14 protein-coding genes are annotated in these 21370 nt (G+C 60.0%); 12 read left to right on the top strand and 2 right to left on the bottom strand.

Annotation, left to right across the window (positions count from 1 at the left end):
• Nucleotides 1-134 precede the first annotated feature (134 nt).
• Together EN804_RS29580 and EN804_RS29575 are read right to left on the bottom strand one after the other, a co-directional pair.
• Nucleotides 135-761: a Crp/Fnr family transcriptional regulator gene (locus tag EN804_RS29580; protein WP_189522182.1), complete on the bottom strand. Its 627-nt coding sequence runs from the start codon at nt 759-761 to the stop codon at nt 135-137.
• Between the two features lie 407 nt (nt 762-1168).
• Nucleotides 1169-1756 carry a hypothetical protein gene (locus EN804_RS29575; RefSeq protein WP_135921896.1) on the bottom strand — a complete coding sequence of 196 codons (588 nt, stop codon included), beginning with the start codon at nt 1754-1756 and terminating at the stop codon, nt 1169-1171.
• A 421-nt stretch (nt 1757-2177) separates the two neighbouring features.
• Here EN804_RS29575 and EN804_RS29570 point away from each other — a divergent pair, with 421 nt between their 5' ends.
• The 12 genes from EN804_RS29570 to EN804_RS29515 form a co-directional block, all read left to right on the top strand.
• On the top strand, nt 2178-4274 hold the full coding sequence (locus tag EN804_RS29570) for a polysaccharide biosynthesis tyrosine autokinase (protein ID WP_135867761.1): 2097 nt from the start codon (nt 2178-2180) through the stop codon (nt 4272-4274).
• A gap of 14 nt (nt 4275-4288) precedes the next feature.
• Nucleotides 4289-4843 (top strand): transcription termination/antitermination NusG family protein, encoded by a 555-nt coding sequence (locus EN804_RS29565; protein WP_135921895.1) that lies wholly within the window; start codon nt 4289-4291, stop codon nt 4841-4843.
• Nucleotides 4844-5039: 196 nt separating this feature from the next.
• Nucleotides 5040-6845, top strand: a complete 1806-nt coding sequence (locus EN804_RS29560) for a hypothetical protein (protein WP_246693503.1) — start codon at nt 5040-5042, stop codon at nt 6843-6845.
• A gap of 254 nt (nt 6846-7099) precedes the next feature.
• Nucleotides 7100-7543 (top strand): GFA family protein, encoded by a 444-nt coding sequence (locus EN804_RS29555; RefSeq protein ID WP_127276025.1) that lies wholly within the window; start codon nt 7100-7102, stop codon nt 7541-7543.
• Nucleotides 7544-7603: 60 nt separating this feature from the next.
• Nucleotides 7604-8824 carry a glycosyltransferase gene (locus EN804_RS29550; protein ID WP_135921894.1) on the top strand — a complete coding sequence of 407 codons (1221 nt, stop codon included), beginning with the start codon at nt 7604-7606 and terminating at the stop codon, nt 8822-8824.
• A gap of 125 nt (nt 8825-8949) precedes the next feature.
• Nucleotides 8950-10302, top strand: coding sequence for a polysaccharide biosynthesis/export family protein (locus EN804_RS29545; RefSeq protein ID WP_246689240.1), 1353 nt, complete (start codon nt 8950-8952; stop codon nt 10300-10302).
• A gap of 129 nt (nt 10303-10431) precedes the next feature.
• Nucleotides 10432-12627 carry a type I secretion system permease/ATPase gene (locus tag EN804_RS29540; protein ID WP_246693502.1) on the top strand — a complete coding sequence of 732 codons (2196 nt, stop codon included), beginning with the start codon at nt 10432-10434 and terminating at the stop codon, nt 12625-12627.
• A 30-nt stretch (nt 12628-12657) separates the two neighbouring features.
• A complete protein-coding gene (locus EN804_RS29535; RefSeq protein WP_127873503.1) occupies nt 12658-13974 on the top strand; it encodes an HlyD family type I secretion periplasmic adaptor subunit in 1317 nt (438 codons plus the stop codon).
• A 68-nt stretch (nt 13975-14042) separates the two neighbouring features.
• A complete protein-coding gene (locus tag EN804_RS29530) occupies nt 14043-14921 on the top strand; it encodes a sulfotransferase (protein WP_135921893.1) in 879 nt (292 codons plus the stop codon).
• A gap of 186 nt (nt 14922-15107) precedes the next feature.
• Nucleotides 15108-16613 carry a lipopolysaccharide biosynthesis protein gene (locus EN804_RS29525; protein ID WP_245511849.1) on the top strand — a complete coding sequence of 502 codons (1506 nt, stop codon included), beginning with the start codon at nt 15108-15110 and terminating at the stop codon, nt 16611-16613.
• A 162-nt stretch (nt 16614-16775) separates the two neighbouring features.
• Nucleotides 16776-19286, top strand: coding sequence for an RTX toxin (locus tag EN804_RS29520; RefSeq protein ID WP_246693501.1), 2511 nt, complete (start codon nt 16776-16778; stop codon nt 19284-19286).
• 200 nt (nt 19287-19486) lie between these two features.
• A partial coding sequence (locus tag EN804_RS29515; RefSeq protein WP_189524612.1) for a cadherin repeat domain-containing protein occupies nt 19487-21370 on the top strand: 1884 nt, incomplete at its 3' end.

The following is a 21370-nucleotide window of genomic DNA, read 5'->3' as shown; positions in this document are numbered from 1 at the left end:
GAATGTTGAATCAGAGCAAAGGTGATTTGCGAATCTCACGACTCCATCCCGCTCTAGCAAGAGAGTCCGGGGCACCGAAGCACATACCCGCGAGGAAGCGCCAGTTGCGGTTGAGACCAGAACTAAGCTTGATGTCAGCTCGAAATGTAAGACCGATCAAATCCGGCCGTTTTTATAAGTTCCGCGTGGTCATGCAACTCGACCACACCATTGCGGAATGAAGCCAGTCCACTTTCCCGCAAATCCTTCAACACGCGACTTACATGCACAGCCGAAAGCCCCAACGCGTCGGCCATCTCGGCTTGGGTCAGCGGGCATTCAAAGCGGTCCGGATAACTCGTTGGCGATCGATGTGCCCGGCAGCCCAGTTCGAGAAGAAGATGCGCCGTGCGTTCGACAGGTCCCCGTCTGCTGACTCCTGCCAGATGTTCCGCAACCCTTGCGTACCGCCTTACCTCAGCCAGCAGGATAGCCTCGCAAATGGACTGCGGGTAGCGCGAAAAACAAGTATGGACAGGACCGGTCAGCTCGATCGCGGTTACGTCGGAGAGCGCAGTTGCCGTCTCGCCCCCTTCGCCGGAGAACTCGATCAAGGCAATTTCGTGAGGAAGCGCGAAATCAACGATGAGACGCGAGCCATTCCGCAACGTTTTGCCGAATGCCGCCCAACCCGCAGTCATAACCAGGATGGAGGATTTGGCCTGATGCTCGCGTGCAATCGTGGTGTTCGCCGGATAGAGGCGGCGCAAAGCCCCCGGCAATACTGAGATTGTCCTTTCCCAACTCGCGTCGGCAAGCGCGGGTCGCCTCTCCAATTCAAGAGCCTGCTTTGATAAGCCCATTTGTCTTGATTACCCCACTCCGCGATCGTCCCTCCGATCAATCTGCAGCTTCAACCCATTAATTACACAAACGTTCCGCCTATCTTTTCATCCAAATGGCGTCGCGGCCTACCGCCATGGGATGCTACCCTACCACCTTGGGGGTACTTGCACCATGCAGAAGGTTCTCAGCCCACTTTACTGGACGGGCTTCAGCAAGTTCCCGTGGCCTGCTCGCATTCAACGCCGGCAGTCGAACTTGTCCTTTGGCTGCTGCGCCCCGGCGGACCATCACGGCTACTTTCACGTCCCTTCTTTGGTTGAAAACCCTCGCCAAGCAGAGCTGCTCAACTTGAAAGCAGCCGCGTTCGATGCCCTTCAGAAAGCACGTCGGGTCCTGCTGGTCGCGTTGATGCCGGAAGCGCGGATCCCACTGGCGGATCGGGCGGTTGCAACTCTTGCCAAGGCGGACTGGGGATCGCCTGCGCCGTGCTTCCGGGACTCTCCGTTGCACCTGCTGTAACGACTTGCTCCATTGTGCTGACTGCCGGTTTTCGGCGCGGGTAAAGCCGCGAGGGACGCCTGGCATTGTAAGTCTGCCGTCTTTCCTCGGCAACTTCCAGGTCATCGATTGCGGATATGACCGATGCAAGACGATCCTCGATTTGGCTAAGACGCCTGCGGGTGGAAAACAGGGCGACTGAAACCAGCAAACTGTAGGCAAGTACGACAATGACTGCTCCTACGGGAGTTTCGATGCCGAACACAATTAAAGTACCAGCCCCAATAAAAACGGCAGGAGCTCCGTAGCCCAGCAACCTGTCTTTCTTCATAGGAAGCATCAACGGCCAGGTTGCGGACAGCATAAGAATGGCTGCCGGTCTGTTGATCACCCAATCTAAAAACCCCGGAACGATTTCGCTGAGAATATCCATATCAACCTCAAGCAAGACACGGCCGGCTGCTTTGTTGTCGTCAGGAAGTGCAGGCTCTCCTGCGCGCCCTGGACGCTGCAGCGCCTTAGACCTTGCGGAAGCGCGATCTATGGTCCAGGCGACATCCTAAAGGTCTGGAAGGCTTGTCGGGTAGACCAGATCAACCTTTAGCCGATTTACTACTCAATAATGGTAATGGCGGGGATATCCGCGAAACTGTTATGTTTCCAACTGACCGGCGACGCGATCGCTCGGTGGGCGGGAAGAGAGCGACTGCACATGCCGGATGGCGGGACGCGAACCCTTACATTTCACGCGCTCTGAGCGCTTACACGCAACTGCCCGAACTACTTTGAAGTGAAGCAAATTCAGCCGACGCTGGAGGGGCGGGAGTTGTGCTGTTGATTGCAAGGATTCGGAAATGGCAAGTTCAATTGACAGTCCTACCATGACCAGAGAATTACTGCCGCTCGACGTGCGGGAGATTCTTGATTTCTTTCTCCGCCGCTGGAAGCTGGTGTGCAGCATTGCTGCGCTCACCTTCGCCGCATTTGTCGCCGCCGCCTATCTCCTTCCACCATCCTACACGGGCGTCGCACAAGTGTTACTTGACGCCCCGATAGACTATATGACTCCGCAGGATTATTCGAATTCTGATTTTGCCGACAATTCAACATTTATCGAAAGTCAGATTGCGGTCCTGAGATCCACCTCGCTCCTTCAGAAGGTGGTCGACAGTGAAAAGCTGACGGAAGACCCAAAGATCGGACCGGGGGCATTAATATGGCTACAGGGCGCCCTTGGAGTTTCGCGCGTTGGATTGGCTGATGTTATCGAGATCTCGGTGACCGCCTATGACCCGGGGAAAGCAGCATCGCTGGCGAACGCAATCTCCCAGGCCTACCTCGCTGATCGAGTAAGGTCCCGCTACGAAGGGGCCAAGAAAGCGTCCACATGGCTCAGCGAGCGGGCCACATCTCTGCGAGCGGAATTGAGCCTTTCGGAACAAGCCGTCCAGAAGTTTCGGATCGATCACAATCTATTGGCGACGCCAGCAGGCAGTTTGACTGACCAGCAGCTGTCTGAATTGAATGTCGCATTAATTACTGCACGCGCCGAATTGTCGGAGAAACGGGCGCAATATCAACAAGTTGACAAATTGCTGACCAGCGGAGGCGACATCCAGTCGATGCCGGACGTCTTGCAGTCCGTAGTTATCAGCGCGCTTCGGGCCCAGATCGCTGGAGTGACACGGCGGGAAGCCGACCTCAAATTGAAATACGGCGATCGGCATCCGGATGTCCTGGCGGCGCAAGCCGAGCGCCGCGACATCGAGGGGCAGATTACCGCCGAAGTCCAGCGTCTCATCGGCAATCTGAAGAATGAAGTGGACGCTGCCGAGGCCCGGGAAGCTTCTCTCAGCCGAGCCTTGAATTCGGTATCCAACCGATCCGAAGTCGAAGGTCAGGTTGGCGTGCAGTTGCGCGACCTGGAAAGGATTGCCGCCGCGAACAAGGAGCTGTTTGAGACATTCCTTTCACGCGCCAAGCTCACCGAGGAGAAGTCTACCCTGCTGAACAGCGGCGTACGCGTGATAACCGATGCGGTTGTTCCGGGTTCGCCAAGCTTTCCGAACAGGCCTCTATTCGCGGCGTTGGGACTTGTGCTCGGCTTCTTCGTCGGGGGGGCAGGGGCAGTTCTTCGTGAACTTTTCGCTTCCGGCTTCATGGCAAAGAAGCAGATAGAGGAAGAGCTGTCCGTTCCGGTTCTTGCATCCATCCCACGGATGGCGGGCTGGTCGAGAGACGCCCATTCCCAAGCCCAACCTGTGGCCTATCTCGAGCGCAGACCACTATCCAGGTTTAGCGAAGCCGTGCGGCGGCTCCGCCTGGGCATCGATGCGACGCCCGAACAGGCCCGCTTGCCGCGCCTTATGCTGGTGACATCGGCGATGCCCGGCGAAGGAAAGACAACCTTGGTATTGAGCTTGGCCTGCTCCGCAGCGGCCGACGGCGAACGGGTTCTGGTCGTCGATGCGGACTTGCGGCTTTCGGCCACCACGGCCTTCTTCGGCATGGTGGACAAGGTCGGGCTGGTCGACCTTCTGACATTGCCGGTGAAGGCAGCAAACGCAATTCATCGGGACGAACGCTCGGGGATATCCCTACTCCCTGCCGGCGCAAGGACCCGGAACCCGCCTGCCCTTCTTGCTTCGGCGCGGATGCGCTCGGTTTTCGAAGAGCTTCGCGGAAAGTTCGACACGGTGATCATTGACGCACCACCTGTTGGAGCCGCGGCCGACGCCACGATCCTGGCGCGGTATGTCGACAAGGTCCTCTTTGTCGTGAAGTGGCGCGAAACTTCGCGCGAGGCCGTTGCAGAAGGGATTCGACACCTTGGCGGTCGGTCGAAGATTGCCGGCATCGCCTTGACAATGGTGGACGAACCAAAGTTGCCAAAATATGGCCGCTACACGTCCATCGAAAGTAGTGTTTCGGACAGTTACTACCTCAACTAGAGAAATATTTCGCCATGCAGCACGCTGAATTATACCAGGATCGCTTCCCGGTAGGAAAAATTTACGGCGGGGACCCTACGCGTTGGTACGTGATCCAGACGCACCAACATTCCGAGAGCTTGGCGGAGCGGCACCTGCTATCGCAGAACTTCCGAACATACCTGCCCAAGCGAAGGCGAACCGTTCGCCACGCTCGCATTGTCAGAAACGTCGCAAGTGCGTATTTCGACTGCTATCTGTTCGTCTCGCTGGCTGCTCAGCAGAGTTGGTACCCGATCAACTCAACCGTCGGCGTGCGAAAACTTGTCATGAGCAAAGGAATGCCGGTCCCGGCACCATACGGTGTGATCGAGTCCTTGATAGCCGCAACCGACGAGGACGGAATTTTGCACCCCGATATCTTATTGAGGCCAGGTCAAAGAGTTAGAGTCATAGACGGGCCGTTTTCGGAGCAGCTTGGCGTTCTTGATCACGTCGGAAGTGCTGGAGCGGTAAAAATTCTTCTTGATATAATGAACCGTTCTATTCAAATCACGATCGACCGAGATAAACTTTCGATTATATCCTGAATTCTATCCGTTATTTCTCGTATACTATTTTTTGCTCGGACGATGCCGAAACTATCCGGCGAAGGAAGGATGAGTTGGCCACCCAATTCACCCTCGATGCGGCAGCTTGCAAGGCGACGTCCGAGGCTGCAGCCCGGCATCGAAAACATCGGGGGCTGCGTCTCAACGAAATCAGCGCCAATAGGCTGCCGATACGATGACCGGCGACGATGAGCGAATGACGCTCGACGCGATCAACCAGGGGAACCCCTTGCAACCTTCACGTAAATCCAAACCCGGAAGCTACTGTCCGGCGGATCCTGGAGAGCCTAGGGACGGCCTGCAGCCGCAACAATATCGGCGCTGGGTTCCAAAAGCCAAGGCAAGCATGGTGGTCGAAGCGTTGACGCCGGGGGTGAACGTTCCAGCGCCAGCCAGGGCGGTTGGGGCGAGCCCGTCGATCAACAAAGCAGATGTCGGTGTTTCTCAAACCGACGCAAGCGCCGCCTTGCTGCCCCTCGAAACAGTCCCGGCCCTTCCGACCGCCACCGAACTGTTTCGAGCATTCAATGAGAGCGGCCTGAAGTACGGAATAATTCAGGATCTCGCGTCCCTGCAAAGCGGACTTGCGGGCCGCGACGATCTGGATCTCCTTTTGGACAAGCACGACTACCCGGTGTTCTGTTCGATCGTGAGCAAGCTGCACGGTCGTCGCGGCGTCAGCCTGTCTTGCTACGACAATGTCTGTGCCGGCCGGGAGGACTGGTTCCTGCCTGACTTTCCAAATGGCCGCTATCTCCATCTCGACATGCATATCGGGATCCGCGTCGGCTGGGAATTCCGCAAGCGATATCCGGTATTCGACTATGCGGCGATTACACGATGGGAGTCAATTTGTGTGGATGGGGTGTCTATTCCGGTCGTCTCCCCCGAGGACGAGATTCGAATAGCCATTGCCCGCTTCGCCTTCCGGACCTGGGCATTGCCTTGGCGACAGTGGATCACCGTTGGTGGTGATTGGAGGGACCAGTTTGCGCGCCCGCCACTGCCGTCAGGCCAGCAAGGCCTGGATGTCGCGGAATACACGCTTGGCGGCAGCAGACTGGCGAGCTGCAGGTTTCTGCAAAGCGTCGACGGTTTGATGGCAAACCGCAGGGATCTTGCCAGGCTCCGGCGTTCAATCCGTGAAGCCTGCGGTTTTGCAGGAGGTTACGGGATCGCCGATGCCGTTGTTCACCTGGCCCGCAAGACCTCATATCTGGCGTTGAGGGCCCTTCAGCGCCTGATGCCCGGCACATTCCCACCAAAGAGACGGCCTGCGGCTGGTGGCTTTGTAGTGGCGCTCGTCGGTCCTGATGGCATGGGAAAGAGCACTCAAGCTGATCGGCTGACACGGATATTTCGATGGAAATTCGGGTGTGCGCAAGCCTATGTCGGAATCGGAGACGGCAATGGGTGGTGGCTCCGCAAGGCGTTGCAGACTCTGGTTTTTCCCTACAGACGCCGCCTAAAGTCGTTGGCCCAGCACGATGGTGGCAACAGCTCCGTCAGCCGAAATTGGTCGAAGGGAGGACTCGCCGCTACCGCGCTGGCATTCTGGGCAGTTTTGATCGCGTTTGAGCGATACGCTGTCGTGAAACGTGCGCATCGATGGGCTACGCGCGGCCTGATCGTCATTTGTGACAGGTGGCCGCAGGCGCTGTGTAGCGGATATCTGGACGGGCCGACCATCCCACCGCACCTCTTCTCCGTCCCAGGCCTGTCAGTTCTCGCTCGCCTCGAGCAAAGGCTCTATCAAAAGATGGCACAATGCCGGCCACACCTCACTTTGCACCTGGTTTCAGATTTTGCCGTCTCCGAGCAGCGAAAGCCGGGAGAAATCAGGAAAGAAGCCTTCGACGCGCGGCTATCGCTGATGGCGGAGTTGCGAGCCAAGGATAAGAACATCCGAACCGTTGACGCAAGCGCTGGCATCGAGGCGGTCGGACGGGAACTGTTCAGGCATATCTGGCTATCTTTGTGAGAGGCAGGGCAGCTCATCGGCCAGTATCCAAACAGACCCGATGCGCCGCCTTCCGCCATCGCGAAACGACAGGTGTTCCCTGCGAGGCGTGGGAAAGCCGCCGAACGCTCGCGCTCGATAGCGGCGCGCCGATAGAGCCTGTTTCATCCCACGATCGGCACGGGGCTCTGACTTGAACGAGTGAATATGGCTCCGTTTCGGGGCGAGCACCTGTCCCATCCGGCCCACAACAGCACGCAATGACGGAGGTTGCCATGTCCGAAACCATACGCAGGACCGGCAGTTGCCTGTGCGGCGGCGTGCAGTTCTCGGTCCGCGGTCCGCCGCTCCGCATTGGTCTTTGCCATTGCAAGGATTGCCGCAAGGCCGGCGGCTCGACCTATTCGGCCTTTGCCATCTGGCCGCGCGAGGCCTTCGAAAAGACGGGCCTCGTCAGCTCCTACGGCACGCGCAGCTTCTGCCAGACCTGCGGCGGCCGCGTCGCCCGGGTCGACGACAATGAGGCTGAGGTGATGATCGGCAGCCTCGACGTCGTGCCGACCGATCTCGTGCCCGAATATGAATTGTGGACCTCAAGACGCGAGACCTGGCTCCATGCCTTGCCCGGCGCCGAACAGTTCAAGCATGACCGGCCAGCGGCGAACAGCGCAGAAGTGCCGGCGCCGCGGTCGCTGTCGGACGTCGATGCGGCCGCGTGAAATTCGATTTTGCGCTCGAATGCGCCGCCCTGGATTTCATGTCCCCTAAGGTATTGGCAAATGAAAATCCTCCATGTGCTCACCCGACTTCTTCGGGGAGGTTCCGAAGAGAACACATTGGCCTGCTGTCTCGCTCAGGCGCGGCACGGCCACGAAGTGCGTTTGGTTCACGGCGAGGAGTACGATCCGAATTTGCGGATGTCAGTTGCCGAAGCCGTTCGGGTTGAGACTCTTGAGCGGCTCATCAACTCGATTTCGCCATCCCGTGACATTTCTGCATTTGGCCAACTCACGCGCCTTATGCGCGACTGGCGGCCTGACATCGTGCACACCCATCAAAGCAAGGCCGGCATCGTCGGCCGCCTCGCTGCAAGGGAAGCCAATATCCCCTGCATCATACATGGCGTGCACATTTTGCCCTTCGTGCATGTGGGCAATGCGCAGAGGCTGATGTACCTGGCTGCCGAACGCCTGGCCGCGAAGTGTACACAGGCTTTCATCGATGTCAGCCAGGCTATGCGTGACATTTGCATCGCCAATCATTTGGGTAGCGCCGATCAGCACCACGTCGTCCACTCCGGCTTCGATCTGAAGCGCTTCGCGAACGCGCAATGGCCACAGCAATCGCATCTGCTCCTGGGGACGGCTGTCGGAGAGCCTAAGCCACCGGTGATCCTGATGCTGGCCGCGCTGGAACCGCGAAAACGCCATATAGAGTTCATTGAAGCATTTGGGCAGGTCGTCGACCGAGTTCCGAACGTGCGGCTGCTCTTGGCCGGCGAGGGGCCGGCGCGATCCGCTATTGAGTCGGCGATTGCACGATCCCCGTACGCAAACAACGTTCGCATGATCGGCTACCATAGCGAGCCCGAGCGACTGATCAGTCTGGCGGACGTGTGTGTGCTGACCTCGATGCGAGAAGGACTGCCTCGCGTCATGATGCAGTATCTGGCGGGCGGTCGAGCCAGTGTGGTCTCGCATCTGCCGGGAGTGGAAGAGGTTGTAAGGCATGGCGTGAATGGAATTGTGACGCCGGCAGAAGACGTTGGCGCCGCGGCGGCGGCGATCGCCGACCTTCTCCAAAATGAACACTACCGCGCTCGATTGGCTGAGAGCGCGAAACTCACCGACCTGGCATCCTGGGGGTTGGATACAATGTGCGATAGGGTCGAGCTGATCTATCAATCCGCTCTCGAGTCAACCCTTTCAGCAGGAAGGCCAAACGACCCGCGAATTCGCGACGGCCTCGCCAAGCAACCTTCAGGACTGCCCGGATTTTGATCCCCTTTCTCCTTCGACGGAGTCCGGATTTTCAAGGCTTACTGCTCGAACCCTACCTTGCTGTCACGCTCCGGCCGACGAATGTCGATTGGTCCTGACCGCAGGCAAGACAACGGAGTACGACGATGCGTTTGCGCGCAGACCAGCACTTTCCTTCCGGGCCTTCGCTAATGGAGGATTGGGTCCGATGGCTTTTTCCGGCCAGCCGCACGCTCGCAATGATTGGCGGTCTGGCCATTGCCTTTGTTCTGCTGACCGCAGATGCATCCCGTGCGGACGGCTATACGTTCGACACCGGTGACGTCCTGCGTGTATCCGTGATTGGCGAGCCATCCTATCCGCTGGAAGTCGTGGTCGATGATCGCGGTTCGATATCGCTTCCCATGTTGGGCGATGTTCAGGCGCGCGGCCTCACCACCGTTGTCCTTTCGAAGGCCATTCAGCGTGCATTTCAGGAGCAGAAGCTCATCCTCGATCCTTTCGTGAAAGTGGAGATCGGTCAGTACCGGCCATTCTTTATTTCCGGAACGGTGGCTCATCCCGGATCGTACCCGTTTCAACCCGGAATAACGGTTCGTCATGCACTGGCTATAGCAGGTGGCTTTCGGGCTACCGCCGTGGGAAACACGGAGCCGGCCTTGCAAATAGCTGATCTGCGCAGCGCGCGGGCAGGTCTGGCGATCGAGGAATATCGCCTAAAGGTTCGGCTCGCCCGGCTCCAGGCGGAAAGCCGCCAGGACAAATCTTTCGTTGCTCCGCCCGATCCGCCTGTCGAGTTTGGCGGACACTTGATTGACGACATCGTAGCGTCCGAACAGGCGCAGTTGGACGCCCGCCTCGCCGCATATCGAGACGACATTTCCTACCTTGATGTCTCGTTGGAGCGGGCCAGGAAGGAAGCGGATATGGTCGCTGCCACTCGAAAGGAACGAGAAAAGACCGCGGACATTCAACTCGAGGAACTGCAGTCTGCCCGGTCATTGCGGGAAAAAGGCCTGGTCACCAATTCGAATGTCATGACGGCCGAACGAGCACATACCAGCTATCGCGCCGAACTTTCGCAGACCGAGCTGCAGCAGGAGCAGGCGCAGCAGGCGATGCTGACCGCTGAAAGCGAGCTTCGAAAAAAGAAGCAGAGTTATGAAATGGACTTGATCTCGCAGACCCAAGACACGCAGGTCGAGCTGGGGAAAATTCAAAGCCAAATAAGGTATGTCGCCGACAAGCTTCTCTTTATATTTACATATGGCGAACAGCGGACCTTCGACGACTTGCAAGGCTCCGTGAAGATCTCGATCTTCAGGCGCGACCGGAAAGTCGCCCACGACATCATCGCCAATGAAAATACGGAAGTTCTGGCTGGCGATGTCATCGAGGTTTCGATCGCGGCCAACAAAGGGTTCTACGCGCCGGACACTTCCGGAACAATGGGGAGCCCAAATGCGGAGGGCCTCCAGCCAAGCATTGTCGGCCAATAGCACGAATATGCCCACTTCCTCGAGTAAAGCTTTGCTTCAGGGCCGCGATCGTTGCTTCGCAACGCTCTTGGGTTCGTTGTGCCTTGAACGGCCTGAGATAGTCCGACCTTGGCACCTCAGGGGTTTGACATGAGCCTTGGGCCAGCACTGACAGTGGTGGGAAATCGCTTCCGCCGGGCGAATTCCCACGCCAAAGCGGAGCAGAGGCGGCTCAATCTCCTCCGTGCAACGGCGCGCCGCAAGACGACGGTGCGTTACGCCCCGCGCCACCGCGCCATCATCCGATCGCGCATTCCAGGTGCAATCCTGCTCCTCCTCGCTCTTGCGCTTGCGGGAGCTGCATTTCTGCAGCGCCACGTTGACCTCGGCCGCAACTGGCTGCCGCGACCGTGGACCGATTTCGTGGTGGACCGGGGATACTTCTCCGATCCACTGGTCTTGCTGGCTGGTCCAGACGCTCTTCCGGTTTGGCTGGGGTTCGCGGCGGTGGGCTTGCTGCTGCTCGCAGCCGCCCGCAAGGCAAGGCGAAGGGGCGGCTTGCCAAGCGCGTCCACGAACGCCGGCGCCAGCCCCTCGGCAAGAGACATCCAGCCGGCGCCCGGTTCGGAACTGGCCTGTGCGTTGCGTTCCTGCAAGGCGGCATTCGCGGGAGTCGCGGTTTTTAGCGGCGTGAGCAACATCCTCATGCTGACCGGAGCGATGTTCATGTTGCAGGTCTACGATCGCGTACTGCCAAGCCGCAGCGTTCCGACTCTAGTAGCCATGGCGATATTGGCCGGCGTTCTGTTTGTCGGGCAGGCGGTCATCGATCTCGTGCGCAGCCGCATTATGACCAGGATCGGTGGAGAACTGGACGAAACGGTCGGGGGACGCGTATTCACAGCCGTGTCAAGGCTGCCCTTGTACATCGGCCACCAGGGCGATGGGCTGCAGCCGCAACGCGATCTCGACAACATCCGCGTGTTTCTGTCGAGCCCGGGGCCAAGCACACTCTTCGACTTTCCGTGGATGCCCTTTTATCTGGCAATCATATGGAGCCTTCATCCGACCCTCGGAATTGCGGCGATTTGCGGTGCAATCGTGTTGGTGGCGCTGACGGCGGCGACCGAGGTCTTTACGCGCAAACCAATGGGCGCCGCGGTTTCGACGGGCGTGAAGCGCAACGGCTTAGCCGAAGCCAGTCGCCGCAACGCGGAGGTTCTCGCGGCAATGGGAATGGGCAGCCGCCTACACGACCATTGGCGGGAGGCGAGCCGCGAATATCTCACGCAACAGCAGCATGTCAGCGATATCGTAGGCGGCTTCGGCAGCTTCGCCCGCGCCTTGCGGCTGATGCTCCAGTCGGCAATGCTTGGTATAGGGGCCTGGCTGGTGATCCAAGGCGAGGCGACGTCCGGGATCATCATCGCCGGCTCCATCCTCGCGGGCCGTGCGCTTGCGCCTGTCGATCTTGCCATCGCCCATTGGCGCAGCTTCGTGGCCGCACGCCAGAGCTGGAGCAGGCTGAGCCAGTTGCTCGCCCGATTGCCGCAAGACGCTCAGCCGATGGCACTTCCGGTGCCCGGTTCGAACTTGACGATAGAGAACATCACGATCGGTGCACCAGGCGTGCAACGGATCATCGTGCGAGGTGTGGACTTCAGCCTGGACGCCGGCTCGGTGCTTGGCATCATCGGACCAAGTGGCTCCGGCAAATCCAGCCTGGCTCGTGGGCTGGTAGGCGCATGGCGACCGCTGGCGGGGCGTATCAAGCTTGATGGTGCCGCGCTCGATCAGTGGTCGTCGGAGCGTCTTGGCCGCCACATAGGTTACCTTCCGCAGGACGTCGAACTGTTCGCTGGAACGGTTGCCGCCAACATCGCCCGCTTCGATCCTGGATCGGACCCGCGGGCCATTGTCGCCGCCGCCCGCGCGGCGGGCGTCCATGAGCTAATCATCGGTTTTCCGAATGGCTACGAGACGCAGATCGGAGAGGGCGGGACCGCGCTGTCAGCCGGGCAGCGCCAGCGCGTTGCCTTGGCACGGGCACTCTATGGAAATCCGTTCATGGTCGTCCTCGACGAGCCCAACTCCAATCTCGACATGGAAGGCGAAAGGGCGCTCGCCGAGGCGATCCTCGCAATCAAGGCGCGCCGCGGCATCGTGGCGATCGTCGCGCACCGTCCGAACATTCTCACCACTGTGGATTTCGTGCTGATGATGAAGGAAGGGCGGATGCACATGTTTGGAACGAAGCAGTCCGTTCTGTCCAAGCTCTTTCCGATGTCACAGGCCAATACAGCGGACCTGCAGCCGGTTTCAACCTCGCCTCGACTGCCGAATTGACGACTTGCGGCATATGGGAAACAGGCAATCATGGCTCCTGTCTTGAACCGATCGCTTTCAAACCGGCGATCCATTCGCCGCAATCTGCTCGGTGGGATGACTGTCGTCGCACTGCTCCTCGGCGGAATGGGAGTCTGGGCCGGGACAGCGGACATTTCGGGAGCCATCATTTCGCATGGCTGGGTGGTCGTCGAGAACAGCGAAAAGAAGGTGCAACACCCGACGGGTGGCGTGGTCGGCAAGATTCTCGTGCGCGATGGCGACCGTGTCCGGGCCGGGGATATCTTGGTCCAGCTTAGCGACACTATCCCGCGTGCCAGCCTGGCTTACGTGACAAAGAATCTGGATGAGCTCTACGCGCGAAAGTCCCGGCTCGAGGCGGAGCGTGACGGCAGCGGGCGGATGACACTTGCTCCGATGCTTGCCACGCGAATGAACAACCCGGAGATTGCCAGCACCGTGGCTAGCGAACAACGACTTTTCGAACTTCGTCGAACCGAGGTTTTTGGCAACAAGGCGCGCTTGCGCGAACGCATCGAGCAGTTCGGAAAGCAGATCGAAGGTTACTCGGCTCAGGAATCGGCAAAGAGCAAGGAGATCGAGTTGATCAACGATGAGCTCGTCGATATCCGCAGCCTTGTCGACAAGAAGCTCACACTCAAGTCGAAGCTGACGGAATATGAACGCGAGGCAACACGCATCGAGGGTGAAAGGTCTCAGCTTGTGTCAAGCATGGCGCAGGCACAAGGCGCCATCGCCGAAGTTGAGCTCCAGATCCTTCAGCTGGACAAGGAGTTCTCCAGCGAGACTGGCAGCGAACTGCGCGATGTCGACGCCAAGATCGCCGAATTCGAGGAACGAAAAGTCACCGCCGAGGACCAGCTGTCACGCATCGATATTCGCGCTCCCTCCAGCGGCACGGTCCATCAATCTTCAATCCATACCGTGGGCGGCGTGATCAGTGCGGGCGAGCCGATAATGCTGATCGTTCCCGACACCGACACTCTCACGGTCGAGGTGAAGGCCGCTCCGCAGGACATCGATCAGATCTTGGTCGGCCAACGCGCACTTCTTCGCTTCACCGCCTTCAACGTCCGCACTACGCCCGAAACGGAAGGCGTGGTGTCCATGATTGCGGCCGACGTAACGCGCGATCAGCACACCAATGAAGTCTACTACGTAGTCCGCATCACCCCGGACCCGAAGGATTTGACGAAACTTGGCCCTGCCTCGCTCATTCCCGGCATGCCGGTGGAAGCGTTCATACGGACTGGTGACCGCAAGATGCTCTCCTACCTGATGAAGCCTTTGACGGACCAGATGATGCGTGCGTTCAGAGACCAATAGCCGCGCGGCGACGCTTGTCGCGCGGATCGGCGCGACCCCGGCTAACCTTTTAGCGACGGAGACTTGTCATGGCAGCAACAGAGCTGAAACCTCCGATTTTTCTGATCGGCAACTATCGGTCGGGGACCACAATTGCACAAAAATTGATCGGGCTGCATCCCGACATCGTTACCTGGTACGAGCCAAAAACATTGTGGCTATATGCCGATCCGGCGCGGCGTCATGACGAATTTGGCGAAACCGATGCAACCGAAAGGGTCGCACGTTACATTCGCGGCAGGTTCCTCGAATATCAGTCGCGGCACGGCGGCCGACAGATCATGGAAAACACGCCTGCCAATGTCTTGCGCGTGCCGTTTGTCCACGAGATATTTCCGGAGGCCATATTTCTCTATATTACGAGAAACCCATTTTCGTACATAAGCTCGATGGAGCTTAAGTGGCAGAGAGCAAAATCTTTCAAAGGTTTAATACGCCTTTTGAAGATGACTCCGGTAACGCAAATTCACTATTATGCAAAAGATATTATAAAACAGGTGATCGCGAAAAGGGTATTGGGAAGGAAATACACATCGATCTATGGGCCGCGTTACAACGGGATAGAGCGAGATTTGAAGGACAATGAGAAATTGACGGTGATCGCGCGCCAGTGGGCGCGCGGCAATCGAAAGGCCCGAGAAGATCTCGCCAAGCTGGGCGACGGCCGCGTGCTGTCTTTTCGCTACGAGGATTTGATACAGGATCCCGAGTTGGTTTTGCGCCGCATCTTTGAACATTGCGGGCTGAACTGCACCGACGATATCGTCCGAACGGCCAAGGAGATGATCGATCCCGGCCGCCAGCAGAAGTGGCTCCGTCTCGAAAGGAAGGATCTAACGGCGATCATACCGGAGGTCCGGGACGAGATGGAGTTCTATCGCTACGAGATCCCCTCGCTCCTTCGATAGGTAAGGCGCGCTGGGCGCGGGCGGACGGCACCGCAGCGGAGGACCCTTCATGACCCATGCGATCATAACTTCGTGCAGGCGCGGGCGCGTGGCTGCGCATCATCCAACGTAATCGTGTCACTCGGCGGATCCGGCAAGGACGCAGTGGCCGCCTGTTTGGGTCGGCCGAGGCGATTGGAGAGAGGCGTGAGCAACAACCAGCGCGGGCTAGCAAAACAAAGTGTCGTGGGCATGTTCTGGACGTCCCTGTCCATGGGTGCCCTTGCGGTTGCGGAGCTTGTCGCCCTTCTCATCCTGGCTCGGCTGCTCTCGCCCAATGAGTTCGGCCTCTACTCCGCAGCGCTGATCGTCATCAAGTTTTCGGCGATCTTCCAGGGACTTGGCATTACCCCCGCGATCGTCCAGCGGCCGGTGCTGGACGAGCGACATCTTCGGGTCGGCTTCACTTTGTCATGCCTCCTCGGCCTCGCTGTGTCCGCGTTGGTCTGGGCGATGGCACCGGCAATTGCCGGGCTGCTTCGCCTCGCCGATCTGGCTCCGGTCGTTCGTGCTATCTGCTTCGTGTTCCTTTTCCAAGGCGCTTCCATGGTGGCATTGGCCGCGGCCCAGCGCGCGCTGCGGTTCCGCTGGCTGGCGTTGGTCGACGCCAGCGCCTTTGCCTTGGGTTACGTCGTTGCCGGTCCGATTCTGGCATGGCTCGGCTTGGGCATCTGGGCGCTTGTCGGCGCGCTCCTGATCCAGCAATTCATCCGCATGGTCGTGCTGCTCGCCGGCCAGCCGCATCCGATGCGGCCTTTGCTGGAGCGGCGCGCCATCGTCGAACTGCTCTATTTCGGAAGCGGTTTTACCATCGCCCGGGTCTTCAATTACCTCGCCACCCAGGCGGACAGGCTTGTCGTGGGCCGCTGGCTCGGCGCTGATGCGCTTGGCCTGTACGGCCTGTCGTCACAGTTGATGACGACGCCCGCGGTCATCGTCGGTCAGGTTCTTGATCGGGTGCTGTTCCCAACCATGGCGCTGGTCCAGGAGCAGCCCGCGCGGCTTGCTCGTGCCTATCGCAGCGCAGTCGCGGGGTGCGCCCTGCTTGTCCTGCCGGCCAGTGTGGTCGTGGCCATCGTCGCGCCGGAGTTGGTTGCCGTCATTCTCGGGCGAGGATGGGTAGCGGTCGTCGCCCCGCTCCAGATCCTGGCGTTCAGCATGCTGTTCCGCACGAGCTACAAGCTGAGCGATTCCGTCTCGCGCGCAACAGGGACTGTCTACGCGCGCGCCTGGCGTCAGGCGGTTTTCACCATCGGCGTCTTCGCCGGCTCCCTCATAGGGCAACTCTGGGGCATAGAAGGCGTGGCGTTCGGCGTCGGCGCGGCTTTCGGGATCAACTTCTTCCTGATGGCACAGTTGAGCCTTCGCGTGACCGGCATGACCTGGGGAGACTTCCTTATGGCCCACGTACCCGGTCTGGCACTCGCGGGCGTGGTCGGAACCGGCGTATGGGGGCTCGTGGAATGGCTACGCGAGTTCCGTCTATCTCCCCTTCCCCTGCTTATCGATACGGCATTGCTGGCATCTGCCGGGGGCTTGCTGCTGTGCTGGATCCTGCCGTCGCTGTTCCTTGGGCGGGACGGGCTATCACTGCTGCGCTTGCTCGCGGCCGTTGCGCCCGCGTGGCCAAGGATGAGGAAGGTAACTGACTGATCCCGTAGAATTCAACGCTTGACCGCACGGCCATGGATTTCGGGCGACGGCTTTCATGTCCAACGTTACCCATCGCCATGCTCGATCTGGGGTCGCAACAGCCACCGGGTCGGGCACGTCGAGATTCCGATTTAATCGAGAAATGTGCAGAGGAGATTCGACGTGGTAAAACTCGCTGGGCTTCCCTGGAATGACGCGAAGCTCTTGATGACGGAATCCGGCACTGACTCCGGCATCAATGACGACTGGCTGACCGACGACAATTGGACCCAGCCGAGCGGAAGAGCGATCGGCAACGAAACGGCTCGGGTGCTCTCCGATATCGGCGACGGGCTGGCTGCCGAAACCGGCAATGGTAGTCACACTACCAGCTTGGATCCAGCCGCGAACAAGCTGGATCTCAGCACCGCAGATGGGGTCACGCCGACTTTGGGGGGCGATGGCGGATTGAAACTGACCGGCCTCACCGAGACGGCAGCCGGACTTGGCATTCATCCCGACAGCAGCTTTCTCGACTTGTGGCACGATGCGGAAATGGGCCATGCCGACAGCCATGTCACCTACATCGCCACCACCCCTGAAGCAGTTGCCGACATCGGCACGGTCTCGACGCGCGCAGCGGTCACAACCAGCAGCCTTCTCGCCGCCAGCTCTAGCGCGATCGACCCGATCTTCGAGACAAGGGTGGCGACCGCCGGCGACGATGTCGAGGAGAAGGGCTCCGGTACGATATCGGGCAATGTCGACGATCTGGAACTGGGCTATGACGGCAGCACCCGCCAGACGGTCGGCCTCCGCTTCACCAGCATCGACCTCCCGAAGGGCGCGATCATCACCAGCGCCTATATCCAGTTCCAGGCCAATGAGGTGAAGACCGGCGCGGCGTCGCTGCTCATTCAAGGCGATAATGTTGACGACGCCAGCCCCTTTACGGCCGCCAGCTTCAACGTGTCCGCGCTTCCGAGGACGACAGCCTCCACGGCCTGGACGCCGGACCCGTGGACCATTGTGGGCGAGCATGGCGCTGCCGAGCGCACGCCTGACCTCTCGGCGATCGTGCAGGAGATCGTCAACCGCTCGGGCTGGGCCGCGCTCAACGACATGGCATTTTTGGTCAGCGGCACTGGCACGCGCACGGCCGATTCCTACGAATACAATCCGGCCAGCGCGCCACTGCTGCACATCGAATATCTGCTGCCAGGATCCGGCAATCCGGTCGCCTTCAACTCCCCGCCGGATGCCAACACTGCCGCCAACAAGATCGCCGAGCTTGCCGCGGCGGGGGCAGCCACCGGGATCACAGCATCGGCCACCGATCCCGACGCGGGCTCGACCGTCACCTACAGCATCAATGACACGCGCTTCGCCATCAATGCCAGCACCGGCGTCATCACGCGCTCGGCCACCGGCACGCTCGACTTCGAGACCCAGTCGTCGATCAATCTGACAGTGACGGCAACCTCGTCCGACGGAAGCACCGCCAACCAGGCCTTCAGCCTCGCCGTGCTCAACAGCCCTGAGCCGGTCGCTTTCAACACCCTGGCCGACGCTAACGCTGCCGCCAACCAGATCGCCCAGACCGCCGCCGCCGGCACGGCGGTCGGGATCACCGCCTCGGCCAGGGATCCCGATGCCGGATCGACGATCACCTACAGCATCGACGACTCGCGCTTTGCCATCAACGCCAGCACCGGCGTCATCACACGCTCGGGCACCGGCACGCTCAACGCCCAGTCCGAGCCGTCGGTCGCCCTCACCGTCACGGCGACCTCGTCCGATGGCAGCATCGATACCCATGCCTTCAACGTCAACGTCACGGCCCACCAGCTGCCGACGTCGGTGACCTTGTCACACACAATCCTGACTTCGCAGTGGTCGCCGCCGAGTCCCGACCCGACTGATATCGTCTATATCTCTCACCTCGGCACGTTGCTGGTTGCCGACAGCGAAGTCGAGGAGATACCTGCGCTTTTTACTGGCAAGAATCTCTACCAGATGAATTTGAACGGCACCCTTGCGGGCACGCTCACGACCGTCAAGTTCTCCGATGAGCCGGCCGGGGTGGCTTATAATCCTGCTAACCACCATCTCTTCTTCGCGGACGACACTGCCCCGAAGAGCGTGTACGAGCTCAACCCCGGGATAGACGGGCTTTACAACACGTCCGACGATAAGGTGACCTCTTTCAAGACATCCGCGTTCGGCAGTTCGGATCCGGAGAGCGTCGCCTATGACCCGAACCATAAAGTCTTGTATGTCGCGGATGGCTCAACCCAGACGATTTACGCCGTCTCACCGGGTCCCAACGGCAAATTCGACGGCGTCGCGAGTACGGGCGGCGACGACATCGTGACGAGTTTTTCTGCGCAAGCGCTGGGGAACCCTGGCGACGAAAGTATTGCGTATGACCAAGTCAACGACCTCCTTTATATCATTACGTCGACAAAGTCGGTAGCAATGGTGACGCGTACCGGGCAGTTATTGGGCACGCTCGATATCTCCGCAGCCCACGCGCACAAACCATCGGGAATAGCGCTGGCGCCGAGCAGCGACGATCCGAGCCACCATATGAGCCTGTACATCGTGGATCGGGGCCTGGATAATGACCCATATCCAACCGAAAATGACGGCAAGATCTATGAATTCCAATTGAATGGTTGGCTGCTCGCCTGATCCGGCAGGACGCGTTGCTTCAAGGTCCTGTCGTGATCCATTTCACTGCAGCCTGCCCGGATGCCCAGCAAGCACATCGCCTCCACACACGCCTCTGACAGCCGGAGTCCTCGATCACCGCGGATCGGACCTGGCCGTGGCGTCGATATCAGGGCCTAGCGAGGCCCAAGTGCGGAAAACGGCGGCAAAGGAGTTCTGCGATGTCCAAACCACATCGGCTTCCAGATAGCGGCAATGCAATCGGACTGCTCGCGACGGAGCTCGGGTCGACGCCCCTCCTCAAAGGCCTTCAACCGCTCGATGACGGCTCGGTTGCGGAGCACGTGCATGGCGATGACGGCGTGTCGCAGGCTTCCGGGGCATCCGATGGCGTCAGCCTCGCCGTCGAAACCGGCAAACAAAGTGACAGTCATAGCGCCGTCCCGATCACGGCAACCGGTGGCGAGCTGATCGGGCTGGCGGACGCGGCAGCCGGGCTTGGCATCCATCCGGATAGCACCTTTCTCGACAGCGTGGCGACGAAAGACACCGGCCTCAGGCAGTTTGCGGGAACGGGCTATGCCGGCAGCGGCGTCACCTTCACCGCCCCTACCCCCACCGCTGACGCCGGCACGGTCTCGACCGGCGCTAATGTCATCACCACCAGCAGCAGCTTCCTCACCGCCAGCTCTAGTGCGATCGACCCGATCTTCGAGACAAGGGTGGCGACCGCCGGCGACGATGTCGAGGAGAAGGGCTCCGGTACGATCTCGAGCAACATCAGCGATCTGGAACTGGGCTATGACGGCAGCACCCGCCAGACGGTCGGCCTCCGCTTCACCAGCATCGACCTCCCGAAGGGCGCGATCATCACCAGCGCCTATATCCAGTTCCAGGCCAATGAGGTGAAGACCGGCGCGGCGTCGCTGCTCATTCAAGGCGATAATGTTGACGACGCCAGCCCTTTTACGGCCGTCAGCTTCAACGTGTCCGCGCTTCCGAGGACGGCCGCATCCACGGCCTGGACGCCGGACCCGTGGACCATTGTGGGCGAGCATGGCGCTGCCGAGCGCACGCCTGACCTCTCGGCGGTCGTGCAGGAGATCGTCAACCGCTCGGGCTGGGCCGCGCTCAACGACATGGCATTTTTGGTCAGCGGCACTGGCACGCGCACGGCCGATTCCTACGAATACAATCCGGCCACCGCGCCACTGCTGCACATCGAATATCTGCTGCCAGGATCCGGCAATCCGGTAGCCTTCAACGCACCGCCCGACGCCGATCCCACCACCAACCAGATCGCCGAACTCGCCGCGGCGGGGGCAGCCACCGGGATCACAGCATCGGCCACCGATCCCGACGCGGGCTCGACCGTCACCTACAGCATCAATGACACGCGCTTCGCCATCGACGCCAGCAGCGGCGTCATCACGCGCTCGGCCACCGGCACGCTCGACTTCGAGACCCAGACATCGATCAATCTGACAGTGACGGCAACCTCGTCCGACGGCAGCACCGCCAACCAGGCCTTCAGCCTCGCCGTCCTCAACAGCCCGGAGCCGGTGGCGTTCAACAACCCGCCGGATGCCAACACCGCCGCCAACCAGGTTGCCCAGAACGCCGCCGCCGGCACGGCGGTCGGGATCACCGCCTCGGCGACGGATCCCGATGCCGGCTCGACGATCACCTACAGCATCGACGACTCGCGCTTTGCCATCAACGCCAGCACCGGCGTCATCACGCGCTCCGGCACGGGCACGCTTAACGCGTCCTCGGAGCCTTCAGTCAACTTCAACGTGACGGCAACCTCGTCCGACGGCAGCATCGATACCCACGCCTTTACAGTCGGCGTCACGGCCAGCCAGTTGCCGGTTGCCTTCAACGCACCGCCCGACGCCGATCCCACCACCAACCAGATCGCCGAACTCGCCGCGGCGGGGGCAGCCACCGGGATCACAGCATCGGCCACCGATCCCGACGCGGGCTCGACCGTCACCTACAGCATCAATGACACGCGCTTCGCCATCGACGCCAGCAGCGGCGTCATCACGCGCTCGGCCACCGGCACGCTCGACTTCGAGACCCAGACATCGATCAATCTGACG

It is taken from the genome of Mesorhizobium sp. M8A.F.Ca.ET.161.01.1.1 (genome assembly GCF_004792105.1).
Classification (GTDB): domain Bacteria; phylum Pseudomonadota; class Alphaproteobacteria; order Rhizobiales; family Rhizobiaceae; genus Mesorhizobium.
This window is presented reverse-complemented; position numbering and strand designations above follow the sequence as displayed.

Coding starts and splice junctions, on each gene's coding strand:
- EN804_RS29560 (WP_246693503.1), top strand. CDS start 5,040: ATGACCGGCGACGATGAGCGAATGACGCTCGACGCGATCAACCAGGGG.
- EN804_RS29540 (WP_246693502.1), top strand. CDS start 10,432: ATGAGCCTTGGGCCAGCACTGACAGTGGTGGGAAATCGCTTCCGCCGG.
- EN804_RS29575 (WP_135921896.1), bottom strand. CDS start 1,756: ATGGATATTCTCAGCGAAATCGTTCCGGGGTTTTTAGATTGGGTGATC.
- EN804_RS29530 (WP_135921893.1), top strand. CDS start 14,043: ATGGCAGCAACAGAGCTGAAACCTCCGATTTTTCTGATCGGCAACTAT.
- EN804_RS29570 (WP_135867761.1), top strand. CDS start 2,178: ATGGCAAGTTCAATTGACAGTCCTACCATGACCAGAGAATTACTGCCG.
- EN804_RS29545 (WP_246689240.1), top strand. CDS start 8,950: ATGCGTTTGCGCGCAGACCAGCACTTTCCTTCCGGGCCTTCGCTAATG.
- EN804_RS29535 (WP_127873503.1), top strand. CDS start 12,658: ATGGCTCCTGTCTTGAACCGATCGCTTTCAAACCGGCGATCCATTCGC.
- EN804_RS29550 (WP_135921894.1), top strand. CDS start 7,604: ATGAAAATCCTCCATGTGCTCACCCGACTTCTTCGGGGAGGTTCCGAA.
- EN804_RS29555 (WP_127276025.1), top strand. CDS start 7,100: ATGTCCGAAACCATACGCAGGACCGGCAGTTGCCTGTGCGGCGGCGTG.
- EN804_RS29565 (WP_135921895.1), top strand. CDS start 4,289: ATGCAGCACGCTGAATTATACCAGGATCGCTTCCCGGTAGGAAAAATT.